Origin of the sequence: Caenispirillum bisanense, from assembly GCF_900230255.1 — a bacterium.
Taxonomy (GTDB): domain Bacteria; phylum Pseudomonadota; class Alphaproteobacteria; order Rhodospirillales; family Rhodospirillaceae; genus Caenispirillum; species Caenispirillum bisanense_A.
Genome location: NZ_OCNJ01000007.1, coordinates 298,966 through 319,959 on the forward strand (window position 1 = coordinate 298,966; position 20,994 = coordinate 319,959).

The window sequence follows — 20,994 nt, forward strand, 5'->3', positions numbered from 1 at the left end:
CCGGACGGAGCAGCGCCCCGCCCGGTCCGACTCAGCGGACCGCCGTCACGACAGGTGATGCACCTCCTGCAGGCCGTAGACCGGCGTCGGGATGTCCTCGTACCGCGCCTTCAGTTGCAGGGCGAGGTAGAGCGAGTAGTGGCGCGACTGGTGCAGGTTCCCGCCGTGGAACCACAGCGCCTCCTGCGCCGTCGGCTTCCACATGTTGCGCAGCTCGCCCTCCCACGGGCCGGGGTCCTTGCGGGTGTCGGAGCCGAGGCCCCACACCTTGCCCACCTTGTCCGCCACCTCCTGCGAGATCAGGTCGGCGGCCCAGCCGTTCATGGAGCCGTAGCCGGTGGCGTAGACGATGAGGTCGGCCGGCAGCTCCGTGCCGTCGGAGAAGGCGATGGCGTGTTCGCGGATCTCGTCCACCTCCACGCCGCTCTTCAGCTTGATCTGCCCGTCCACCACCAGCTGCGAGGCGCCGACGTCGATGTAGTAGCCCGAGCCGCGCCGCAGGTACTTCATGAACAGGCCCGAGCCGTCCTCGCCGAAGTCGAGCATGAAGCCGGCCTTGCGCAGGCCGTCGTAGAAGACCTTGTCCTCTTCCTGGATGCGGTCGTACACGGGCTTGTGGAACTCGTGCATGATGCGGAACGGCACCGAGGCGAAGATCAGGTCGGCCTTGGCGGCGGTGATGCCGGCGGCCACCGCCCGCTCCGAGTAAAGGTCGCCGAGCGCGTATTCCATCAGCGGCTCCGACCGCACGATGTGGGTGCTGGACCGCTGCACCATGGTGACGTCGGCCCCGGCCTCCCACAGCGCCGCGCAGATGTCGTGCGCCGAGTTGTTGGAGCCGATGACCACGGCCTTCTTGCCGGCGTAGGCGTCGGGGCCGGGATGCCGCGAGCTGTGGTGCTGGTCGCCCTGGAAGCGGTCCATGCCCTTGATCTGCGGGATGTTGGGCTTGCCCGACATGCCGGTGGCCAGCACCATCTGCCGCGGCCGCAGCACCACCTCTTCCCCGGCCCGGTCGACCACCAGGGTCCAGGTGCCGGCGGCCTCGTCGTAGGTGGCCGACTTGCAGGTGGTGGAGCCCCAGTAGTTCAGCTCCATGACCTTGGCGTACATCTCCAGCCAGTCGCCGATCTTGTCCTTGGGCGCGAAGACCGGCCAGTTGGCGGGGAAGTCCATGTACGGCAGGTGGTCGTACCAGACCGGATCGTGCAGGCAGAGCGACTTGTAGCGCTTGCGCCAGGAATCCCCCGGCCGCTCGTTGCGTTCGACGATGATGGTCGGCACGCCCAGCTGGCGCAGCCGCGCCCCCAGCGCGATGCCGCCCTGGCCGCCGCCGACGATGACGACGTAGGGCTGCGTCGTATAGCCCAGCTCCCGCGCCTCTGCCTCGCGTTCCTCCAGCCAGGTGCGGCGATTGCGGTCGGCGCCGTGCTTGGCGCCCTTGGGGCGGCGGGTGCGCAGGGGCTCCTCGTGCCCCTTCAGCTCCTGGATGGCGGTCAGCATGGTCCAGCACTTGCCGTCCTTGAGGCGCAGCAGGCCGCGGCCGCGGGCGACGGCGGTCTCGAAGGTGAACCAGCTTTCGGTGACCCCATTGGCCTCCGTCGGCTCCTCGTCGATGGCGAAGGCGTGCGGGCCGGTGTGGGCGAGGGTCGCGTCGAGCAGGGCGCGGACGTCCGCCTTGCCCTCCACGGTCTTGATGTTCCAGGTGAAGGTGACGAGGTCGCGCCAGAAACAGACGTCGGCGAACAGCTCCGTCGCGCCGGCCGCGTCGCCGGCGGCGAGGGCGATCTCGAAGTCGGCCAGCCAGCGGGCGACGGTGTCGCGCGGGGTGGCCGGGGCGGTTCGCGTCTTGTCGAGCAGCGTGGTCATGCAGATCCTCCCATGGCGGCGGCTTGTGTGCCGCTCGTGTGATGGTGGGCGGGCGGTTAGGCCCACCCCGCCATCAGCACGCGCCGTGCCAGGAGGATCGCGACGGAAGACTGCGGCTCACCGGCTCCTGACGGCCTCCGGCTGCGACAGGTGTGGCGCCACAGGACGCCTCAGGTGTGGCGGCGGTTGGGCGGCACGAGCCCGAGCCGCTTCATGCGCCGGTGGACGGTGGTGCGGTCGACGCCGAGCCGCCGCGCCACCTGCGACACGTTCCAGCCGCAGGCCGCCAGCACCGCCGCCAGCTCGTCGTCCGCGTCTTCGGCCGCGGCGGCGACGGGCACCGCCCGCCGCGCCAGCACCGTCTCCGGCAGGTCGGCGGCCTCGATGGCGCCGTCGCCGGCCATGGCGGCGGCGAACTGCAGGGCGTTGACCAGCTCGCGGATGTTGCCCGGCCAGTCGTGGCGGATGAGCGCGAGGCGCGCGCTTTCGCCGACCACCCGCCCGGCCGGCAGCAGGCGGCGCACCAGCCACTCGAAGTCGGAGCGCGCCCGCAAGGCCGGCAGCGCAAGCTCTGCGCCGGACAGGCGGTAGTAGAGGTCTTCGCGGAACCGCCCCTGCCGCACCAGGTCGGCGAGGTCGCGGTGGGTGGCGGAGACGATGCGCAGGTCCACCGGCACGGGCCGCGCGCCGCCCACCGGGACCACCTCGCGCTCGGCGATGACGCGCAGCAGGCGGGCCTGCAGCGCCAGCGGCATGTCGCCGATCTCGTCCAGGAACAGGGTGCCGCCGTCGGCCTCGCGGATGAGCCCCTTGTGGCCGCCGCCGACGGCGCCGGTGAAGGCGCCCGGCACGTGGCCGAACAGTTCGTTCTCGATGAGGCTTTCGGGGATCGCCGCGCAGTTGACGGCGACGAAGCGGCCGCGCCGGCCGCGGCACTCGTGGATGGCGCGCGCCATGCGCTCCTTGCCGCTGCCGGTCTCGCCGCAGATCAGGATGGGCAGGTCGGTGCGGCTGAGCTTGAAGGCCTTGTCGATGGCCGCGTCCATGACCGCGTCGCCGCCCGACAGCTCGGCCAGCGGCGAGGCGACGGGGCGGCGCTGGGGCGCGCTGACCACCGGCTGCGGCGCGATGGCATGGGCGAAGACGGCGCCGCCGCCGCGCGTCAGCACCAGGCGGTCGCGGGCGGCGCGGCTGCGGGTGAGCGACGGCAGGTCGTCGGGGTCGACGTCGAGGAAGTCCGACAACCGCCGCCCGATGACGCCGCCGCCGGCGGCACCGGGCGCGCCCTGCCCCACCGCCTCGCAGAGCATGCGCTGCGCCAGGTGCGTGGTGGCGGTGATGCAGCCGCTGCCGTCGACGGCGACCGCGCCGTCGGGATCGACTTCGATGAACTCGGGCGAGCGCGAGAAGCGGATCACCCACTCGCCGCGGGCCTGCGCCATGAGGGTCGCCAGCTCGATGCGCCGCGCCGTCGCGCTGACCATGTGCAGCACCAGGTTCTGGCTGGTCTTGGCCTCCGCCGAGCGCAGCGCCGAGACGTCGAGCACCGCCGCCAGATTCCCCAGGCTGTCGTAGATGGGGGCGGCGCTGCACGTCAGCGGGACGTGGGTGACGTCGAAGTGGTCCGACTGGTGGATGGTCAGCGGCTCGCCGGTCACCAGGCAGGCGCCGACGGCGCAGGTGCCGGCGCGCCGCTCCGACCACTCCGAGCCGAGGTAGAGCCCCGCCTTCTGGAGGGCGCCGTCGAAGGCCGGGTCGCCGATGAAGTCCACCGTGACGCCGCGGTCGTCGGACAGGAGAAGGACGTAGCCGAGCCCGGCGAGTTGCTGGTGCAGCGTCTCGATGCCGCCTCGGGCGGTGCGGATCAGACCCTCCGCCCGCTCGCGGTGCTCACGCAGGCGCGACCGCGGGACGATATAGGCCTCGCAGGCCCGCGCCGGATCGAGCCGGTAATCGTCGAGGCAGCGCCGCCACGACCCGAGGACCACCGCGTCCCGACGCGAGGGCGCGCCGAGGGCGACGCTCTCCAGTTCGCGGATGTGGTCGATGCCCGTGGCCATGGCGCGCCTCCCGCCGAATCACCGTCTCCCCTGACGGTGCCGGAGCGATGCGCGCCCTTCAACCACAAGAAAGAAGGTCCAAAGGCCCCATCCGACCGCCGACCGGCTGTGACGGCCCTATTCGATGCGCCCGAGGGGTCGGGTTCGGCATGCTCCCGATCGCCGCCGCCCGATGACGCCGCACCGCGGGCGTGTTCCATCCATTGGGGACACGCCCGCGGCGGCCGGTCAGTGCGAGGGCAGCCCGACGACGCAGCGGGTGCGGTGATCGCCGACGACGCTTTCGTCCGGTGCGGTGACGGAACAGGTCGCGACGGCCTCGGCGCAGCGCGGGTGGAAGACGCAGCCGGACGGCAGGTTCATGGCGTCCGGCTGAACCGCCTTCAGCGGCACCGACGGCGGCCCCCGGTGCGGGTCGGGCACCAGGATCGAGGCGAGCAACGCCTTCGTGTAGGGGTGCGCGGGCGCCCGGAACAGGGTTTCCGCGTCCGCCTCCTCGACGATCTGCCCGAGGTACATCACCGCCACCCGGTCGGAGATATGCTCGACCACCCCGAGGTCGTGGCTGATGAACAGGTAGGTCAGGTCGAATTCCGCCCGCAGGTCCATGAGCAGGTTCAGCACCTGCGCCTGCACCGACACATCGAGCGCCGAGGTCGGTTCGTCGCAGATGACGACGTCGGGCTCGGTCACCAGCGCGCGGGCGATGGCGATGCGCTGGCGCTGGCCGCCCGACATCTGGGCCGGGTAGGCGTCGATGACGCGCGACGGCATCCCCATCAGATCCAGCATCCGCCGCACGCGGCGCTCGCGGTCGGCGCTGTCGCGGTTGCCGTGGACCACCAGCGGCATCTCGATCAGCTGGCGCACCGTCTTGCGCGGATTGAGCGACGAATAAGGGTCCTGGAAGATCGGCTGGATGCGGCTGCCGAAGACCTTGCGGCCGTAGTCGGCGATGGGCCGGTCCTCGAACAGGATCTCGCCGCCGGTGGGCCGGTCGAGGCCGAGCAGGATCTGCGCCAGCGTACTCTTGCCGCAGCCGGACTCGCCGACCAGCCCGAGCACCCGGCCCTTGGGAATGTCGAGGGTGATGCCGCGCAGGGCCTGCAGCGGCCGGCGGCCGCGAAACAGCCCCTGCGAGACCTGATAGGTCCGGGTGACGTCGCGGATCTTCATGATCGGGTCGCCGGGACGGGTCATGGCGCCGAAGCCTCCTGCACGAGGGGAGCGGCCGCGGCCGCATCGGCCAGGGCGACGCAGCGGGCGCGGTGCCCGTCGGCGACGGCGGCGGCGGGAACGGCCTCCAGGCACGCATCGCGGGCGAGCGGGCAGCGCGGCCGGAACATGCACCCCGACACGTCGCCGATCAGCGACGGCACCACGCCGGGAATGGAGCCGAGCGGCGCCCCGCGCGCCACCAGCCCGCTGTTGGGCAGGCAACGGAACAGGCCTTGCGTATAAGGATGGGCGGGGGTGCCGAACACCTGCGCGGTGCTGCCGCCCTCCACCTCGCTGCCGGCATACATGACGCTCACCTTGTCGGCGACGCGCGAGATGACGCCGAGATCGTGGCTGACGAAGATCATGGCCGCCCCGCTCTCGCGCTGCAGCTCGGCCAGCAGGGCGAGGATCTGCGCCTGGATGGTGACGTCGAGCGCCGTCGTCGGTTCGTCGGCGATGATGAGGTCGGGGTCGCACATGAGCGCCATGGCGATCATCACCCGCTGGCGCAGGCCGCCCGACAGCTGGTGCGGATACTGGCCGAGGCGGCGCTCGGCCGAGGCGATGCCGACACGGTCGAGCAGGTGCAGCGCCTTCTCGCGCGCTTCGCGGCGGCCGGCGGCGCGATGGCGGCGGAAGGTCTCCATCAGCTGCTCGCCGATGGTCAGCAGCGGGTTGAGCGCCGTCATCGGCTCCTGGAAGATCATCGCCATGCGGTCGCCGCGCAGGTCCGCCAGGCGGCGCTCCGGCAGGCCGAGCAGGTCCATGCCCTCGAACCGCAGCGTCTCGGCCCGCACGGTCACATGGCGCGGCAGCAGGCCCATGATCGCCATGGACATCATGGACTTGCCGCAGCCGGACTCGCCGACGATGCCCAGCGTCTCGCCGCGATCGAGGGTGAAGCTCACCGAGCGCACGGCGGACAGGATGCCGGCGGGCACGGGAATGGAGACCGACAGGTCCTCGACCGTCAGCAGGGGTTCGGTACGGTTCGTCATGACGCCCCCTGCGGTGCGACCACGTCCTGGAAGCCATCGCCGATCAGGTTGATGCACAGCACCAGCAGCGCGATGGCGGCGCCGGGAATGGCGACCAGACGGGCGTCGAAGAAGATCATGCCCTTGCCCTCCGCCACCATCAGGCCCCACGACGGCGTCGGCGGCTGCACCCCGAGGCCGAGGAAGGACAGGGCCGATTCCAGCAGGATGGCGTGCGCCACCTCGAGACTTCCGACCACCGCGAGCGTGCTCCCCAGGTTGGGCAGCACCTCGCGCACCAGGATGCGGCCGGTGCTGCAGCCGACGGCGCGGGCGGCCTTGATGTAGTCGTTGGCGCGCACCTGCTTGGTGGCCGAGCGCACCACCACCGCGAAGCGGTCCCACAAGAGCAGGCTCAGGACCACGATCACCACGGTCAGCGAGCCGCCGAACAGCGACACCACCGCCAGCGCCACCAGCACCACCGGCAGGGCCAGCCGCGCCGAAACCAGGAAGCTGACCACCGCGTCCACCCGCCCGCCGAAATACCCGGCGAGCAGGCCGAGGGTGGTGCCGATCAACCCCGAGCCGAGGGCCGCGAAGAAACCGATCAGCAACGACACCCGCGCTCCGTACAGCAGGCGCGACAGGTAATCGCGGCCGAGCGCGTCGGTGCCGAGGATGTGGGCCCAGCTGCCAGCCTCCGCCCACACCGGCGGCACCAGGCGGCGCGACAGGTCCTGGGCATAGGGGTCGTGCGGGGCGAGCCACGGCGCCAGCAGCGCCACCGCCACCACCACCGCAAGGCCGCCGAGGCCGATCATCAGGCCGACATGGCCGGTGATTCGCCGCCACATCAGGCTGCGCGGCGACGGGCCGGCGACGTCTTGAATCGTGTAGGCTGTCGTCATGGTCAGGCCACCCTTATGCGCGGATCGATCCAGGCGTTGAGGACATCGGCGAGGAAGGTCAGGCAGACGTAGATCATGGCATAGACCAGGATGATGGCCTGGATGGTGGGGAAGTCGTTGCGCCCGATGCTCTCCCACGCCAGGTAGCCGATGCCGCGCAGCGAAAACACGCTCTCCACCACCACCGAGCCGCCGAGGATGAAGCCGAACTCCACCGCCGCGACGCTGACCACCGGCAGGACGGCGTTGCGCAGGGCGTGCTTCAGGATGATGGTGCGCGGCAGCATGCCCTTGGCACGGGCGGTGCGGATGTAGTCCGAGCGCAGCGCCTCGATCATGCCGCCGCGGGTCAGCCGCATCATGGACGGCGAGGCGTAATAGCCGAGCACGATGGACGGCAGGATGAAGTGCGCCAGCGTGTCGGCCCCGGACACCGGCAGCCAGCGCAGGTTGACCGCGAACAGGACGATCAGCATCAGCGCCAGCCAGAAGCTGGGCGTCGCCTGCCCCACCGTCGCCAGCGCCAGCGACAGCCGGTCGGCCAGGGAATTGCGCTTCACCGCCGCCAGGATGCCCAGCGGAAGCGCCAGCAGCAGGGCGAAGCCGATGCTGAAGACGGCCAGCGTCGCCGTCACCGGCATGCGTTCGGCCAGCAGTTCCACCACCGGCTGGTTGAAGTAGAAGCTCTGCCCGAAGTCGCCGCTGGCGGCGCCGGAGATCCAGTCCCAGTACTGGACGGCGAAGGACCGGTCGAACCCGAAGGTGCGGCGGATCACCTCGATATCGGCCTCGGTCGCCCCTTCGCCGGCAATGGCGATGGCGGGATCGCCGGTCAGGAACATCAGGCTGAAGCTGATCGACGATACGAAGATCGCCACCAGCAGAGCAAGCGCCAGGCGCTTGGTCACGAAGGCTGCCACGGCATCGCCCCTCTTTGTCGCCAACTCGTAAGAAGCCGGAGGGGGAGGCGGCCGATGCGCCGGCCTCCCCGCCCCGTCAGGTTACTTCCAGCTGGCCCGGAAGAACCGGGGCAGTTCGTCGGGCGTCGGCGCGAATTGCAGATCGGCCGAGAAGGCGTAGTTCTTGGTGTAGGTGAACAGCGGCACCCAATAGGCCGCCTCGGCGATCTTCGCCAGCGCCTCGGCATAGGCCGCCCGCCGCTCGGCGGGGTCGGTGGCGCTGTCGCCGCGGGCGATGATCGCCATCACCTCCGGGTCCTTGGCCGGATCGTCGGGGCCGCCGCCGAAGAAGTAGCTGGTGATGGCCGAGACGTCGGGGATGGAACTGGACCCCCAGGTCATGTTGGCGACCCCGACCTTGCCCTCGCGGATCATGTCGCGCAGGGCGGCATACTTCAGCCACCGCAGGTCGGACTTCATGCCCGCCGCCGCCAGATCGCTGGCGATCGCTTCCGCCACCTGGCGGTCGCGGTAGCCATAGAACTCGAACGTCAGGCCGTCGGGATAGCCCGCCTCGGCCAGCAGGGCGCGGGCCTTGGCCGGGTCGTAGTCATAGCCGGCGATGTCGGCGGCGCAGCCGAACTGCGTCGGATGGCAGGCGGCGGCGATCACCTGGCTGCTCTCGCCCATCAGGTTCTTGGCGATGTTCTCGCGGTTCACCGCATGGGCGAAGGCACGCCGCACTTCCGGCTTGGTGAAGGCGTCGGACCCGGCCGAGCCCTTGATGTCGAAGGTGAGGTAGCTGATGCGCATGGTGGGCGCGTTCAGCACCGTCAGGTTGGGCGCCTGCTTCAGCATCTGCGCCTGATCGGTGGACATGCCCCAGATCCAGTCGACGCCACCGGTCATCAGCTCGGCGATCTGGGTGGTGTCGTCGGTGATGGTGCGGAAGGTGAGGCGCTCGATGGCGGGTTTGCCCTTGGGGCCGTCGGCGAAGTAGTCGCCGTTCGCGACCATGTCGACGTGGTCGCCGGGCTTGAACGACGTCACCTTGTAGGGGCCGGTGCCCACCGGCGGCACCGCCTGATAGCGCTTCTTGCCGTCGGTACCGACGGGAGCCGCGTCATAGTGACCCTCGGGCAGGATGGGCAGGGTCAGGGCGAGGTAGGCGAGCGCCGAGGGAAACGGCTCGTCCAGCAGGATCCGGACGGTGTCGGCATCCACCACCTCGGCGCGGTCCAGCCACTTGATGTCGCCGTAGTTGAGGACGCCGTTGGCTTCATCCGCACCGAAGTTGATGGTGTAGGCCACGTCCTCGGGGCCGAAGCTGGAGCCGTCGTGGAAGGTCACGCCCTGGCGCAGATCGAATTCCAGGGTGCGGCTGTCGACCCAGCGGTACGCGCTGGCCAGCAGGGGCAGGTAGTCGCCGGTCGCCGGGTCCCAGTAGACCAGCCCGTCGTGGACGTGCTGCGCCAGTACGATGACCTCGCGCGAGGTATCGAAGAACGGGTCGACGGCCGTGACCTCGGCATTCGACGACCACACCAGCGAATTGTCTGCCTTCCCCGCCTGGGCGGCGGGAGCCGCCAGGACGGCGGCGGCAGCAGCGGCGGCAAGCGCCGTGGCGGTCGAGCAATGGCTCAGGAATTTCATTCTGATGTCTCCCTGTGACGATCGGGCACTGGCCTCCGAGGCACCGCACGCAGTTCATTGCCATGCGTGTCTTTTGTATTGAATATTGATACCTTGAATTAAACTATGATGGATGGCATACAGAACGCTGTCAAGCCGGTTGGCCGGCACGGCACGCCCGCACCCCGCTCGCCGGTTCCGGCAGGCGCTTCTCTGGATCGGAACTCCGCCCATGGACAAGAAGGACCCGCTGTTCGTCGGCACCCTGGAAAAGGGCATGCGCATCATCGAGCTGTTCCGCGGCGTCCACACGCCGCTCGGCCTCAGCGACATCGCGCGACGGACGGACCTGGAGAAAAGCGCGGCGCAGCGCCTGTGCCACACGCTGTTCAAGCTCGGCTTCCTGGAGCGCGACGACGACACCCGGCGCTACCGCCCCGGCATGCGCATGCTGGAGATGGCCTTCGCCTACCTGATCCAGGACCGCCTGGTGGAACTGGCCATGCCGCGCCTGATCGAGGTCGCGCGCACCTTCGACACCACCGTGAACCTGAGCGTGCTGGACGGCGTGCACATCGTTTACAAGACGCGCATCCCGCACGCCCGCCAGGCCTATGACACCACCCTGATCGGCGTCCGCCAGCCGGCGCTCAACACGGCCGCCGGGCTGGTCATGCTGGCGTTCCGCCCGCCGGAGGACCTGGAGGCCGTGCTGGCCGGGTGGCAGCCCGCCGCCATCACCCCCCATACCACCACCGACCCCGACCTTATCCGCGCGCAGGTCGCGGCGGCCCGGAACGACGGCTACACCATCACCAGCAATCAGTTGCTGTTGCAGGAAGTCGGCGTCGCCGCGCCGGTCCTGGGCGACGGCGGCACCGCCGTCGCCGCCGTCAGCATGCCTGTCTACATGCCCGAATGGACGGTGGACCGGGTGCGCGACGAGCTTGTCACCGTGGTCACGGAGACGGCGCGGTCGGTCTCCTCCGCCTGCTCGGCGGCAAAACTCTAGAACGGGGAATCCGGATGACGTTCCATGTGCTGGCGGCCATGTTCGGCCACGAAACCAACGTGTTCTCGCGCATCCCCACGACGCGCCGGAACTTCGAGGACAGCATCTTCCTGCGCGACGACGCCGTGCTGCCGCGCCTGGGCGCCACCAGCACCGAATTCGGCGGCCTGACGCGCGCCGTCGCCGATCTCGGCTGGACGGTCCGCACGCCGCTGGCGGCCTGGGCGACGCCGGGCGGCCGCGTGGACGAAGACACCTTCGAGACCTGCGCCGGCATCCTCACCGACGCCTGCCGCGACGCCCTGGCGCAGGGGCAGCTGGACGGCGTTCTGCTGTTCCTGCACGGTGCCATGTCGACCACCAGCCACGACGACGCCGAAGGCCGCCTGCTCACCCGCCTGCGCAGCGTGGTGACGGCCGGCATTCCCATCGCCATCACGCTGGACCTGCACGCCAACGTGACGCCCGAGATGTGCCGCGGCGCCGACATCCTGTGCGCCTACCGCACCTATCCGCACATCGACCAGGCCGACACCGCCCGCCGGGCCGCCGGGCTGCTCGACCGGGCGATGCGGCGCGAGATCGCGCCCCGCCTGCTGCTCGACCGCGCGCCGACGCTCACCGGGCTCGACGACGGCCGCACCACCGCCGAAGGCCCCATGACCGCCGCCCTGCGCATGGCCGACGAGGTCGAGGCCGGCGGTGACGACGGCGTGCTGTGCGTCAGCCTGCAGGCCGGCTTCATCCATTCCATCCTGCCCGAAGCGGGGCCGTCGGTGGTGCTGACCTGCGACGGGACGCGGCCCGAACACACCGCCGTCGCCGACCGCTTCGTGCGCCACATCTGGGACACCCGCGGCTACAATTCCTGCACCTTCCTGTCGCCGCAGCAGGCCATGGAGCGAGTGGCTGCCCGCCACGCCGCGCCGCTCGACGGGCCCATCGTGGTGGCCGACTATTCCGACAATCCCGGCGGCGGCGCCTATGGCGACGCCACCCGCCTGCTGGAGGCGGTGCTCGCCGCCGACGTCGGCCGCTGCGCCTACGGCACCCTCTACGACCCCGACGCCGTGCGCACCCTGTGGTCGGTGCCGGAGGGGGAGACGGCGACGCTGCCCATCGGCGGCAAGATCGACCCCGCCTTCGGCCCGCCCCTGACCGTCACCGGCACGGTGGTGCGCAAGACCGACGGCACCTTCGTCGGCGGCGGGCCGCGGTGGAAGGGGGTGAAGATGAACTTCGGCGACACCGTCGTGTTCCGGGTCGGGACGGTCGACATCCTGGTCTCGTCCAAGCGCGTGCAGTGCACCGAGATCGAAACCTTCACCCACGCCGGCATCGCGCCGGCGGCGCTCGACGTGGTGGTGGTGAAGTCCATGCAGCACTTCCGCGCTGCCTTCGCCCCGCTGGCGTCGGAAATCCTGGTGGTCGATGCCGGCGCCCTGTGCAGCGAGGCCAACCGCCCCGGCGGCCTGACCGCCGTCGAGGCGCCGCAGCCATGAAGGTGCTCGTCCTCGGCGCCGGCGTCGTCGGCGTCACCACCGCCTGGTATCTGGCGCGCGCCGGTCACACCGTCGCCGTCGTCGACCGCCAGCCCGAGCCGGCCGGCGAAACCAGCTACGCCAACGCCGGCCTGCTGACGCCGAGCGATGCCCTCAGCTGGGCCGCGCCGAGCGCGCCGCTGCGCTTCGCCCGGTCGCTGCTGCATCCCGAATGGGGCGTGCGGGTGGTGCCGACCGCCCGGCCCTCCGACTGGGCGTGGTACGGCCGGTTCCTCGCCCAGTGCCCCGCCGAACGCCACCGCGCCAACAGCCGGACCAAGCTGGACCTGGCCACCCGCTCGCTGGCGCTGCTGGAGGAGTTGATCGCCGAGACCGGCATCGCCTTCGATCATGCCCGGCGCGGCGTCGTCTATGCCTACGAGACGGAGGCGACGCTGCGCGACGCCTTCGCCGGCTTCGGCGTGCTGCGCGATCTCGGCTGGCCGCTGCACCAGCTCGACCGGGCGGAGCTGTTGGCGCTGGAACCCGCCTTCGCCCACAGCACGACGCCCATCGCCGGCGCCATCCATTCGCCCGGCTGCCAGACCGGCGATTGCCGCCGCTTCACCCAGGCGCTCGCCGACCTGTGCCGGGCGACCGGCCGCGTCACCTTCCACCTGGGCGAGACCATCGGCGGCCTGACCGTCACCGGCGGTCGCGTCACCGGCGCCACCACCGACCGCGCCCGCCACGCGGCGGATGCGGTGGTGCTGTCGCTCGGCTGCCAGAGCCGCGACATCGGCGCCGCCGTCGGGCTCGATGTGCCGATCCTGCCGGTGAAGGGCTATTCGGTCACCTACCGCATCAAGAACCCGGCGGGCGCCCCCGCCATGGGCGGCGCCAACGAGGACCGCTTCATCGCCTTCTGCCGCCTCGGCGACCGCCTGCGCCTCGCCTGCAAGGCCGAGTTCGGCGGCCGCGGCCTGACCGGCACGGCCAAGGACTTCGCCATGCTGTCGGAGGGCGTCGAGCAAATGTTCCCCGGCGTGGTCGACCACGCCACCGCCGACTTCGCCGCCCGCACCCGGCCGATGACGCCCTCGTCGACACCGCTCATCGGGCCGTCGGGGCTCGACGGGCTCTACTACAACACCGGCCACGGCCACCTCGGCTGGACGCTGGCCTGTGCGTCGGCGGAGCGGTTGTTGCAGGCGCTGGCTTAGGTCGGCGTCGCCGGCGAGGCTTCATGGCTGTCGCCGGAGGATCATGCCTGCGTGGTGCAGCGTGTTTTCATCAACGAAGACTCCATCGGCGGTGAAGCCGGTATCATCCCAGTACTGGATGTAACTCCCGTCCACTTCGTAACGACCCTGGTAGGCACTTTCGCGCGTTCCGCGCGCCTCGTCGTAGCGCCCGTTCGGCAACAGTTCATGGCGGACTCTGTCGTCGTCGGTGTGCCACATCCCGACATAGGGGTGACTGGGCTGAGCACTTTCGGAAGCCGCGCCGGACGGTTGCCCGAGAAGGGCCAGGGCCACGGCGGAGGCAAGTGTTTTCTGCATCTCTGTCTCGTCCATCCGAGGAGGGTGGAAGGGGGCGCCCTGTAAAAGCGCGCCCCCCGGATCGGGTCACTTCGGGGATGTGATGGGAGGTAAAACGGCGGTCGCCGCTCATCCCTGCTGCCCCTGCGGGCGCACGGTGATCTCGTTCACGCCGACGTTTTCGGGGCTTTCGACGATATGGCGCACGAGCCGGCCGATATCGGCAGGCTGAAGGGCGACGGCGCGATATTCCTCCATGAAGGCCATGGTCTCTTCATGGGTGATCGTCTGCGCCAGTTCGCTTTCCACGACCCCCGGGTTCACGCAGGTCACCCGGATATGCGGGCTTTCCTGCCGCAACCCGTCCGAGATCGCCCGAACGGCGAATTTCGTGCCGCAGTAGACGGCCGCCGTCGGCACCGCGTTCAGGGCGCCGATGGAGGCGATGTTGATGATCTGGCCGGCGTTCTGCCGGTCCATGGCGGGAAGAACCGCGCCGATGCCCCAGAGCACGCCCTTGATGTTCACGTCGACCATGCGCTCCCACTCGTCATGCTTGCCCACCGACATGGGCGACAGCGGCATGACCCCGGCGTTGTTCACCAGCACGTCGATGCGGCCCCAGAGGTCGAGGGCGGTGGCGGCAAAGGCGGCCATGTCCTCGCGACGGGTGACGTCCAGCGCGCGGAACTCGGCGGTGCCGCCTTCGAACCTGATCTCCTCGGCGATCGCGGCAAGCCGGTCGGTGCGCCTTGCGCCGAGCAGCAGCTTCGCACCGGCGGCCCCGAGGGCGCGCGCGATGCCTTCCCCGATCCCGCTCGAAGCGCCGGTGATGAGAATGACCTTGTCCATGTGCAACTCCTTGCGTCAGGTCCTCTTGCGTCCGGGGAAAAGGTGGCAGCGCTTGAGTGTCGCGTGTAGATGCCTTTCTATTGATGCCATGGTTAGCAGCGTTGGACAGTGACCATGGATCTCAACCTTCTTCCGCTTCTGCTCGCCGTTGCCGAAGAACGGAATTTTCGCGCCGCCGCCGACCGGATGGGGGTCACGCGCTCGGCCGTCAGCCAGGCCATCAGGCGGCTCGAAGACCAGCTCGGCATGGCCCTCGTCGTCCGCACCACCCGCTCGGTCCGCCTGACCGAGGCGGGCGCGGATCTCGTCGGCGCGCTGCAGGCACCGCTGACCGAAATCGGCAGCGCACTGGAAGCCGCGGGGGCGCGGGACGCGCCGCGCGGCCACCTCAGGCTGACGGCGACCTCGATCGCCGAGCCTTTCCTCGCCGGCCCGCTTCTGGCGGATTTCATGGCGGCCCATCCGCATGTGACCGTGGACGTGACAGTGACGGACGAGGAATTCGACATCGTCGCCCATGGCTTCGATGCCGGGGTCCGGCTGGGCGAGGTCATCGAGAAAGACATGATCGCCGTGCCGGTCGGCGGTGAGCAGCAGGAACGCGCCGCCGCCTCTCCGGCCTATCTGGCCCGGCATGGTGCGCCGGCCCATCCCCGCGATCTGGTCGATCACCGCTGCATCGGATGGCGCCGCGCGCCGGAGCTTGCCCCCCACCGCTGGGAATTCGTCGAAGACGGCCAGCCGTTCGACGTGGCGGTGAACCCGGTGTTCACCACGAACGACCTGCGCCTGATGATCCGGATGGCCCTTGCGGGCGCCGGGATCACCTTCGCGCCGGAGGAGTGCCTGCGCGAGCAGTTCGACGACGGGTCTCTCGTCCCATTGCTGGAAGAGTTCCTGCCGCCCTTTCCGGGGTTCTTTCTCTATTTCCCGCAGCGGCGCAACATGCCCCCCAAACTGCGGGCGCTGGTGGACCATGTGAGGCGTTTCCGGCTCCCGACGGAGGCCGTCGACCGTCCTGCCCGAACCACCTGATCCTGATCCCGCCCGCGATCGAGCGGCGGTCAGCGCAACAGGGCTGCGAGCAGCTCGGCGACATGCCGCAGAGCGCGATCCCGTCTGCGTCGGCTATGCCACGCCAGAGACAGGGTGAACCCTTCGGTGTCGATGGGCGGCTCGAAGGCCGTAAGGCCCGTCGTTCCGTCGACGATCCGCCGCGGCAGCAACGCCACCATCGAACTGGAGCGCAGAAGCGGCGGCACCATTCCGAACGTCGGGACAACCAGCCCGATACGCCGCCGGAGGCCCCGACGCGCCAACGTTGCGTCGACCGGGGTCCGCGTATCGCCGCGTCCGGAAACGATGATGTGCGAGAGGGCGAGCCAACGCTCCAACGTGAAGTCCTGCGCCGACGGATGATCGTCACGCATCACGACGACGTAGGTTTCGTGGCTCAACGGCTCCACGTGCAGATCATCGTCGGTTGCCGGGAAGACGGAGACGGCGATGTCCGTCGTGCCTTCTGCCAAAGCTCGCCTCGCCGCATCGACGCCGTGCCAGGGTTGCAGGACGAGATCGATGCCGGGGGCGGATGCTGCCAGGTCGCTCAGGAGTGGCTCGATCACCAGCATGGCCGGAAGATCCGCCATGCAGAGCCGCATGACCGTTTCGATCTCGGCCAAAGGCGTCTCGGGGGGATCGATCATGTCGGCGGCGGCGGCCAGCCAGGCCTTGAGCGGTACACGCAGGCTCTCGGCCTTCGGGGTCAGGCGCATCGTTCCCCGGCCCCGCTCGAGAAGCCTGTCGTCGAAGATGTGCCGGCACCGTTGCAGCGCCGCCGATGCCGCCGACTGCGTGAGGCCGACACGATCGGCGGCGCGGCTCACGTGCGCTTCGTCGAGGAGGGCGTCGAGGACGACGAGGAGGTTCAGATCGATCGACCGTAAATTCATGGGATCGATAATCGCATAGTCAGAATATCGATTGGAAGAGTTCAGCGGCGAGGTCCAGAGTTCGGTGCGTCGCCTCTACCCCTCACCGCGCCCGGGCATTCCGGCCGGTCGCGCGTCGTCGGGACCTTCGCCAAACCGGAGACTCCTCATGTCCAGAACCATCATCCTTCTCTTCCATCCGAACTTTGCTCGATCCCGCGCGAATGCCGCCTTGATCGAGGCGGCGTGGTCCAACCTCGATGTCGAGATCGTCGACATGTACGGATGCCATCCGGGCGGCCTCGACATGATCCGGGACGGCGAGGCAGAGGCGCAGCGTCTGATGGCCGCCGCCCGCGTCGTCCTTCAATTCCCCATGCAGTGGTATTCGACGCCGGCGCTTCTGAAGTCGTGGCAGGATACGGTCCTGACCCGCATGGGCTACATCCATCCCGCGACCGAGGGAGCGGCGCTCGAAGGCAAGCCCCTCATGGTCGCCACGACCATGGGAGCGGAAGAGGAAACCTATCGACCGGAGGGGCGGAACGGCATCACCGTTCCGGAACTCCTCGCGCCGCTGCGCACGACGGCCCTCCGGTTCGCGATGACCTGGTGCGAGCCGTTCCTCCTCTATCGCGCCAATGACCGCAGTGATGCCGAACTCGCCGCCGCGGGTGACCGCTACCGGGAAGCCCTCGGCAGCTTTGCAGGCGTGTCTTCTGCCCGCGAGGCGGCGTGATGGCGCTTCATCCGCACGGCGGCCTGATCCGCCCACCGGGCAAGACGCCCGTTTGGTTCGCGACCTGCATCCGGATCATGCCCCTCGGGGTTCTGATGCAATTCCTCCTGGCTGGGTTCGGTCTGTTCGAGGATGCGGGGTTTGAAATGCATGTGGTGGTGGGGGCCGCCCTCGGCGTTCCGGCATTCGCGATCTTTGCGGGGGCCGTTCTGGTCGCGCGTCTGCGCCCACTGGCATGGTGGGCCGGCAGCCTTGTCGCGTCTTACCTCGTGCAGGTCGCGCTCGCGGCTGGCGGTGATCCCTCGTTGCTTGCCTACCACCCGTTCAATGGCGCGCTCGTGCTCGTAGCGAGCGTCGTTCTCTTCGCGGAAGTCGAACACGGCAAGGCGAGCCTTGACTGAGAGACGTCCATTTCCGCCTCTCCGCGATCCCCCTCGGCAGCAGCCCTAAGCGCCGCCCCGGTGGTCCGGAAGCGCACCGGCACCGGTGTTTCGCGCGGCGAAGACGCCCGGAGATACGCCCTCGTGTCGCGCAAAGGCCAGGCCGAACGCGCTGGCCGACCCGTAGCCCACCCGCTCGGCGATCTCCCCGTTGGTCAGCCCGCCGCGCAGCAGCAGATCGCGCGCCACGGCCATCCGCCATGCCGTCACGTATTCCATGGGCGCGCAGCCGAGGGCGTGCTGGAAGCGCTCGTAGAAGGACGAGCGCGACATGCCGGCATCGCGGGCGAGCGTCGCGACGGACAGCGCGCCGGCCGTGTCGGTGTGGATCCGCTGCAGCGCCGCCGCCAGTCGCGGATCGGACAATCCCCGAAGCAGACCCGGCGACCGCTCCGGCCCCGGGCTCGACCGCAGTGCTTCGATCATCAGGACTTCGAGAAGCCGCTCCAGGATCATGCCCCGGGCCGGCCGGTCGGAGCGGGTCTCCTCGTGGATCGCGGGCACGAGCGCCATGAGCCGGTCGTGTCCGGACAGGTGGATCATCTCTGGCAGAAGTGACAGGAGAAGCGCCCTCCCCGCGGCAGCGAACCGGCAGTGACCGACCAGTGCCCGCAGGTCGACGGGCGTCTCGGCGGATCCGAGGCGAAACGTGCCCGGCCCCGTTTCGATCGGGAGACGCGCCACGCCCGCCGGCGGGGGGATCTCGCTGCACATGGTGAAGCCGTGAAGGTCGGGGATCAGGACGAAGTCGCCTGCCTGCAGCAGGACCTCCGCCCGCCCCCTGACCGTCAGGCGGCAACGCCCCTCGACGATCGCGGCATAGAACGGGCTCGCCATGTCGGTCCGCTCGACCTGCCACTGGCCGCTCGCCTCCACCCTTTTCGCGACGGAGGGCCGAGGCTTCAGCAGGGCGACGACGCTGGAAAGCGCATCCGTCGGGGTGTCGAGCATGCCGGCCTGGACTTTCGATGGATTATTTCGGACGTTCAGATATAGAAGGTCCGGACGTTCGCGTCTATCTCTCGCTTGGACAGAAACAGGAGAGAGATCCCCATGCCCCGCATCCTCATCACCGGTTGTTCCTCCGGCTTCGGCCAGGCCATCGCGGCGCGTTTTCTCGCAGAAGGCTGGGACGTCGTCGCCACCATGAGGACCCCGTCAACCGACGGGCTACCGGCATCCGACCGCCTGCGCGTCCTGCCGCTCGACGTGATCCGGCGCGAGAGCATCGACGCCGCGCTGGAGGCGGCCGGCCCCCTCGACGCGCTGGTCAACAACGCCGGCGTCGGCATGTTGAACGTGCTGGAAGGGTCCGAGATCGCCAAGGCCCGGGAGCTGTTCGAGACCAATGTCCTCGGCACCATGGCGATGACGCAGGCTGTGATGCCCACGATGCGGGCGCGCCGCAGCGGCGTGATCGTCAACATCAGCTCCAGCGTCACGCTACGAAATTTGCCCGCGCTGTCGATCTACTCGGCCAGCAAGGCGGCGGTGAATGCGTTCACGGAGAGCTTCGCTCTGGAGGCGGCTGAATTCGGCGTCCGCGCCCGGCTGGTGCTGCCCGGCAGCGCGCCGGAGACGTCCTTCGGCAAGAATGCCGTGGCGCGCATGGGCATGACCGTGCCCGCTCCCTACGAGTCCTTCGTTCAGGCCTATTTTCAGACGCTTCGGACTGCGGCGGAGAAGACCCAGGCCAAGGATGTGGCGGATGCGGTCTGGCGCGCCGTCACCGATGGCGATGCGCCGATGCTGCTGCCTGCCGGGGCAGACGCCGAAGCATGGTTCCGTGACTCCGGCCGAAACGCCGGTTGAACATGCTTGGAAGCAGGGAGCGCAGATAGCCGGCCCGGCGCGTCACTCCGTGTCTTTCCATCACCACCACGGCGGCCGCCAGGGCCGCCCATCCATGCCGGACGAAGGCCTCGTCCAGGCCCGCTGGACACCCCCACCTCACGCACGAAAGCGCCCACGGCCACCGTGAGCCGGTTCAAAACCGGCGGCGGTGGTCGCGGGCGCTGCTGGTCGATCAGGTCGCAAGCTGAGAGCAACGCCCGGAGCCGCGGCGAGGCCTGCGGTACGAGGGTCACCAGCTCGTCGATGGCTCCGACCTCGGCGGGCGGTACGGAAGGCGAAGGCTTGGGAGGTCCACTTTAGGATTTTCAGATGGACGGATTCATCCGGCACCCCTGACTACTCTGTCCGCCCATCCGGCCGCTCGGTGTCGGCCTGCCGCCGGGCCTCCCTGCCCTCCTTAGCCCCCCATGCGACGGCCTCGCGCAGGTCGGCCAGCCTCGCCGCCACGGGTGCCGAGCCGATCCCGGCCTGCGGACGGCTGCGGCAGTTGCTGGCGGTGTAGTGGCGACGATCCAGCGGTTGGCCTCAAGCAGGCTCATCAGGCCGCGGATGCCGCGCTCGCAGGGTGCCATCATCGCCGCCAGCCGAGCGTCACTCGGCACCACCCGCAAGCGGCCGAGGCGCCACCGGTCGTCGCCGTGGAGGTGCTCCACCAGCAGGGCCAGCAGATGCACCGCCGCCAGCGTCAGTGCCGGCGCCAGCACCTTCACGCCGCGCGGCACCAGGCCGATTGGCGTGGCCGGTGTGAGCCCTGGCGCGGAGCCGCCGCGTGCGGAGGCTTCGAGTTGTGAGTCACTCCCAGTCTGCCAGGCAATGCCGACGGAATTCGCCTTGAGCGCTTCCCCAGCGGGCACACACGAAAAAGCCCGCCAAGCCATAGGCCTAACGGGCTAATTGGTTGCGGGGGCAGGATTTGAACCTGCGACCTTCAGGTTATGAGCCTGACGAGCTACCGGGCTGCTCCACCCCGCGGCAGGGTGTGGGGTGTTCGGGGGACATCGTGTAGGTCATTGTGGTGTGCGGTTGCGGTGTGTTTCGCGCTTGGAAGACCCGGCGGCGTTCTACTCTCCCACGCCTTGAGACGCAGTACCATCGACGCTGTGGGGTTTCTCGGCCGAGTTCGGGATGGGATCGGGAGTGGCACCCACGCCATGACCACCGGGTCGTCGAAGCGCGAAACGGGCAACCGTGTGAAGCGGTGACTGTAGTTGGTGGCGGGGAGCGCTGTGATCGTACGGCCCGGCGGCGGATTTGCCGCTGCGGGCGGTGATCGAAGCCTATCGAGCGATTAGTACCGGTTAGCTGCATGCATTGCTGCACTTCCACACCCGGCCTATCGACGTGATGGTCTTTCACGGCTCTCAGGGACGCCTGGTTTTGAGGTGGGTTTCCCGCTTAGATGCTTTCAGCGGTTATCCCGTCCGTACATAGCTACCCAGCGGTGCCGCTGGCGCGACAACTGGTACACCAGAGGTACGTCCATCCCGGTCCTCTCGTACTAGGGACAGATCCTCTCAAGCGTCCTACACCCACGGCAGATAGGGACCGAACTGTCTCACGACGTTCTAAACCCAG

At 69.3% G+C, this 20,994-nt stretch carries 18 protein-coding genes, 1 tRNA gene and 2 rRNA genes; 7 read left to right on the forward strand and 14 right to left on the reverse strand.

Translation table 11 applies throughout. The features are described from left to right. Positions 1-45: 45 nt before the first annotated feature. The 7 genes from CRP50_RS17035 to CRP50_RS17065 all read right to left on the reverse strand — a co-directional run bounded on the left by CRP50_RS17035 (position 46) and on the right by CRP50_RS17065 (position 9,590). Entirely contained in the window at positions 46-1,869 is a 1,824-nt protein-coding gene (locus CRP50_RS17035) for a flavin-containing monooxygenase (protein ID WP_097280372.1), read from the reverse strand. A 170-nt stretch (positions 1,870-2,039) separates the two neighbouring features. Next, positions 2,040-3,929 carry a sigma-54-dependent Fis family transcriptional regulator gene (locus CRP50_RS17040; RefSeq protein WP_097280373.1) on the reverse strand — a complete coding sequence of 630 codons (1,890 nt, stop codon included), beginning with the start codon at positions 3,927-3,929 and terminating at the stop codon, positions 2,040-2,042. A gap of 228 nt (positions 3,930-4,157) precedes the next feature. Further along, positions 4,158-5,129 carry an ABC transporter ATP-binding protein gene (locus CRP50_RS17045; protein ID WP_097280374.1) on the reverse strand — a complete coding sequence of 324 codons (972 nt, stop codon included), beginning with the start codon at positions 5,127-5,129 and terminating at the stop codon, positions 4,158-4,160. Then, positions 5,126-6,148, reverse strand: a complete 1,023-nt coding sequence (locus CRP50_RS17050; protein WP_097280375.1) for an ABC transporter ATP-binding protein — start codon at positions 6,146-6,148, stop codon at positions 5,126-5,128. Before CRP50_RS17050 ends, CRP50_RS17045 begins: the two co-directional genes overlap by 4 nt. Continuing rightward, complete coding sequence (locus tag CRP50_RS17055; protein ID WP_097280376.1) at positions 6,145-7,038, reverse strand: ABC transporter permease; 894 nt, start codon at positions 7,036-7,038, stop codon at positions 6,145-6,147. The genes CRP50_RS17050 and CRP50_RS17055 overlap by 4 nt, the downstream gene beginning before the upstream one ends. Positions 7,039-7,040: 2 nt before the next feature. Then, complete coding sequence (locus tag CRP50_RS17060; RefSeq protein ID WP_176525229.1) at positions 7,041-7,958, reverse strand: ABC transporter permease; 918 nt, start codon at positions 7,956-7,958, stop codon at positions 7,041-7,043. Positions 7,959-8,039: 81 nt separating this feature from the next. Beyond that, positions 8,040-9,590, reverse strand: a complete 1,551-nt coding sequence (locus CRP50_RS17065) for an ABC transporter substrate-binding protein (RefSeq protein ID WP_097280377.1) — start codon at positions 9,588-9,590, stop codon at positions 8,040-8,042. Between the two features lie 211 nt (positions 9,591-9,801). Here CRP50_RS17065 and CRP50_RS17070 point away from each other — a divergent pair, with 211 nt between their 5' ends. Genes CRP50_RS17070 through CRP50_RS17080 form a run of 3 tightly spaced genes read left to right on the forward strand, consistent with a single transcriptional unit; the run spans position 9,802 to position 13,285 of the window. Continuing rightward, positions 9,802-10,581 carry an IclR family transcriptional regulator gene (locus CRP50_RS17070; RefSeq protein WP_176525230.1) on the forward strand — a complete coding sequence of 260 codons (780 nt, stop codon included), beginning with the start codon at positions 9,802-9,804 and terminating at the stop codon, positions 10,579-10,581. Between the two features lie 14 nt (positions 10,582-10,595). Next, positions 10,596-12,083 carry a M81 family metallopeptidase gene (locus CRP50_RS17075; protein WP_176525231.1) on the forward strand — a complete coding sequence of 496 codons (1,488 nt, stop codon included), beginning with the start codon at positions 10,596-10,598 and terminating at the stop codon, positions 12,081-12,083. Continuing rightward, positions 12,080-13,285: an FAD-dependent oxidoreductase gene (locus CRP50_RS17080; RefSeq protein ID WP_097280380.1), complete on the forward strand. Its 1,206-nt coding sequence runs from the start codon at positions 12,080-12,082 to the stop codon at positions 13,283-13,285. The genes CRP50_RS17075 and CRP50_RS17080 overlap by 4 nt, the downstream gene beginning before the upstream one ends. A 21-nt stretch (positions 13,286-13,306) precedes the next feature. Here CRP50_RS17080 and CRP50_RS17085 read toward each other — a convergent pair whose 3' ends face one another. Together CRP50_RS17085 and CRP50_RS17090 are read right to left on the reverse strand one after the other, a co-directional pair. Beyond that, positions 13,307-13,624: an Atu4866 domain-containing protein gene (locus tag CRP50_RS17085; protein ID WP_097280381.1), complete on the reverse strand. Its 318-nt coding sequence runs from the start codon at positions 13,622-13,624 to the stop codon at positions 13,307-13,309. Between the two features lie 108 nt (positions 13,625-13,732). Further along, positions 13,733-14,455, reverse strand: a complete 723-nt coding sequence (locus tag CRP50_RS17090) for an SDR family oxidoreductase (RefSeq protein ID WP_097280382.1) — start codon at positions 14,453-14,455, stop codon at positions 13,733-13,735. 114 nt (positions 14,456-14,569) lie between these two features. On the opposite strand from CRP50_RS17090, the gene CRP50_RS17095 reads away from it, so the two are divergent. Beyond that, positions 14,570-15,490 carry a LysR family transcriptional regulator gene (locus tag CRP50_RS17095; protein WP_217992064.1) on the forward strand — a complete coding sequence of 307 codons (921 nt, stop codon included), beginning with the start codon at positions 14,570-14,572 and terminating at the stop codon, positions 15,488-15,490. A 29-nt stretch (positions 15,491-15,519) separates the two neighbouring features. Here the strand turns inward: CRP50_RS17095 and CRP50_RS17100 are convergent, their stop codons facing one another. After that, complete coding sequence (locus tag CRP50_RS17100) at positions 15,520-16,407, reverse strand: LysR family transcriptional regulator (protein WP_097280384.1); 888 nt, start codon at positions 16,405-16,407, stop codon at positions 15,520-15,522. 148 nt (positions 16,408-16,555) lie between these two features. Here CRP50_RS17100 and CRP50_RS17105 point away from each other — a divergent pair, with 148 nt between their 5' ends. Then, a complete protein-coding gene (locus CRP50_RS17105; protein WP_097280385.1) occupies positions 16,556-17,125 on the forward strand; it encodes an NAD(P)H-dependent oxidoreductase in 570 nt (189 codons plus the stop codon). Further along, on the forward strand, positions 17,125-17,526 hold the full coding sequence (locus CRP50_RS17110; RefSeq protein WP_097280386.1) for a DUF6220 domain-containing protein: 402 nt from the start codon (positions 17,125-17,127) through the stop codon (positions 17,524-17,526). The genes CRP50_RS17105 and CRP50_RS17110 overlap by 1 nt, the downstream gene beginning before the upstream one ends. Positions 17,527-17,571: 45 nt before the next feature. Here the strand turns inward: CRP50_RS17110 and CRP50_RS17115 are convergent, their stop codons facing one another. After that, on the reverse strand, positions 17,572-18,516 hold the full coding sequence (locus tag CRP50_RS17115) for an AraC family transcriptional regulator (RefSeq protein WP_097280387.1): 945 nt from the start codon (positions 18,514-18,516) through the stop codon (positions 17,572-17,574). Positions 18,517-18,618: 102 nt separating this feature from the next. On the opposite strand from CRP50_RS17115, the gene CRP50_RS17120 reads away from it, so the two are divergent. After that, a complete protein-coding gene (locus tag CRP50_RS17120; protein ID WP_097280388.1) occupies positions 18,619-19,377 on the forward strand; it encodes an SDR family oxidoreductase in 759 nt (252 codons plus the stop codon). A gap of 937 nt (positions 19,378-20,314) precedes the next feature. Here CRP50_RS17120 and CRP50_RS17125 read toward each other — a convergent pair. The 3 genes from CRP50_RS17125 to CRP50_RS17135 all read right to left on the reverse strand — a co-directional run. Continuing rightward, positions 20,315-20,391 (reverse strand) — tRNA-Met (locus tag CRP50_RS17125). 76 nt (positions 20,392-20,467) lie between these two features. After that, positions 20,468-20,582 (reverse strand): 5S ribosomal RNA (gene rrf / locus CRP50_RS17130). A gap of 104 nt (positions 20,583-20,686) precedes the next feature. After that, positions 20,687-20,994, reverse strand: a 23S ribosomal RNA gene (locus CRP50_RS17135); the annotation flags it as partial.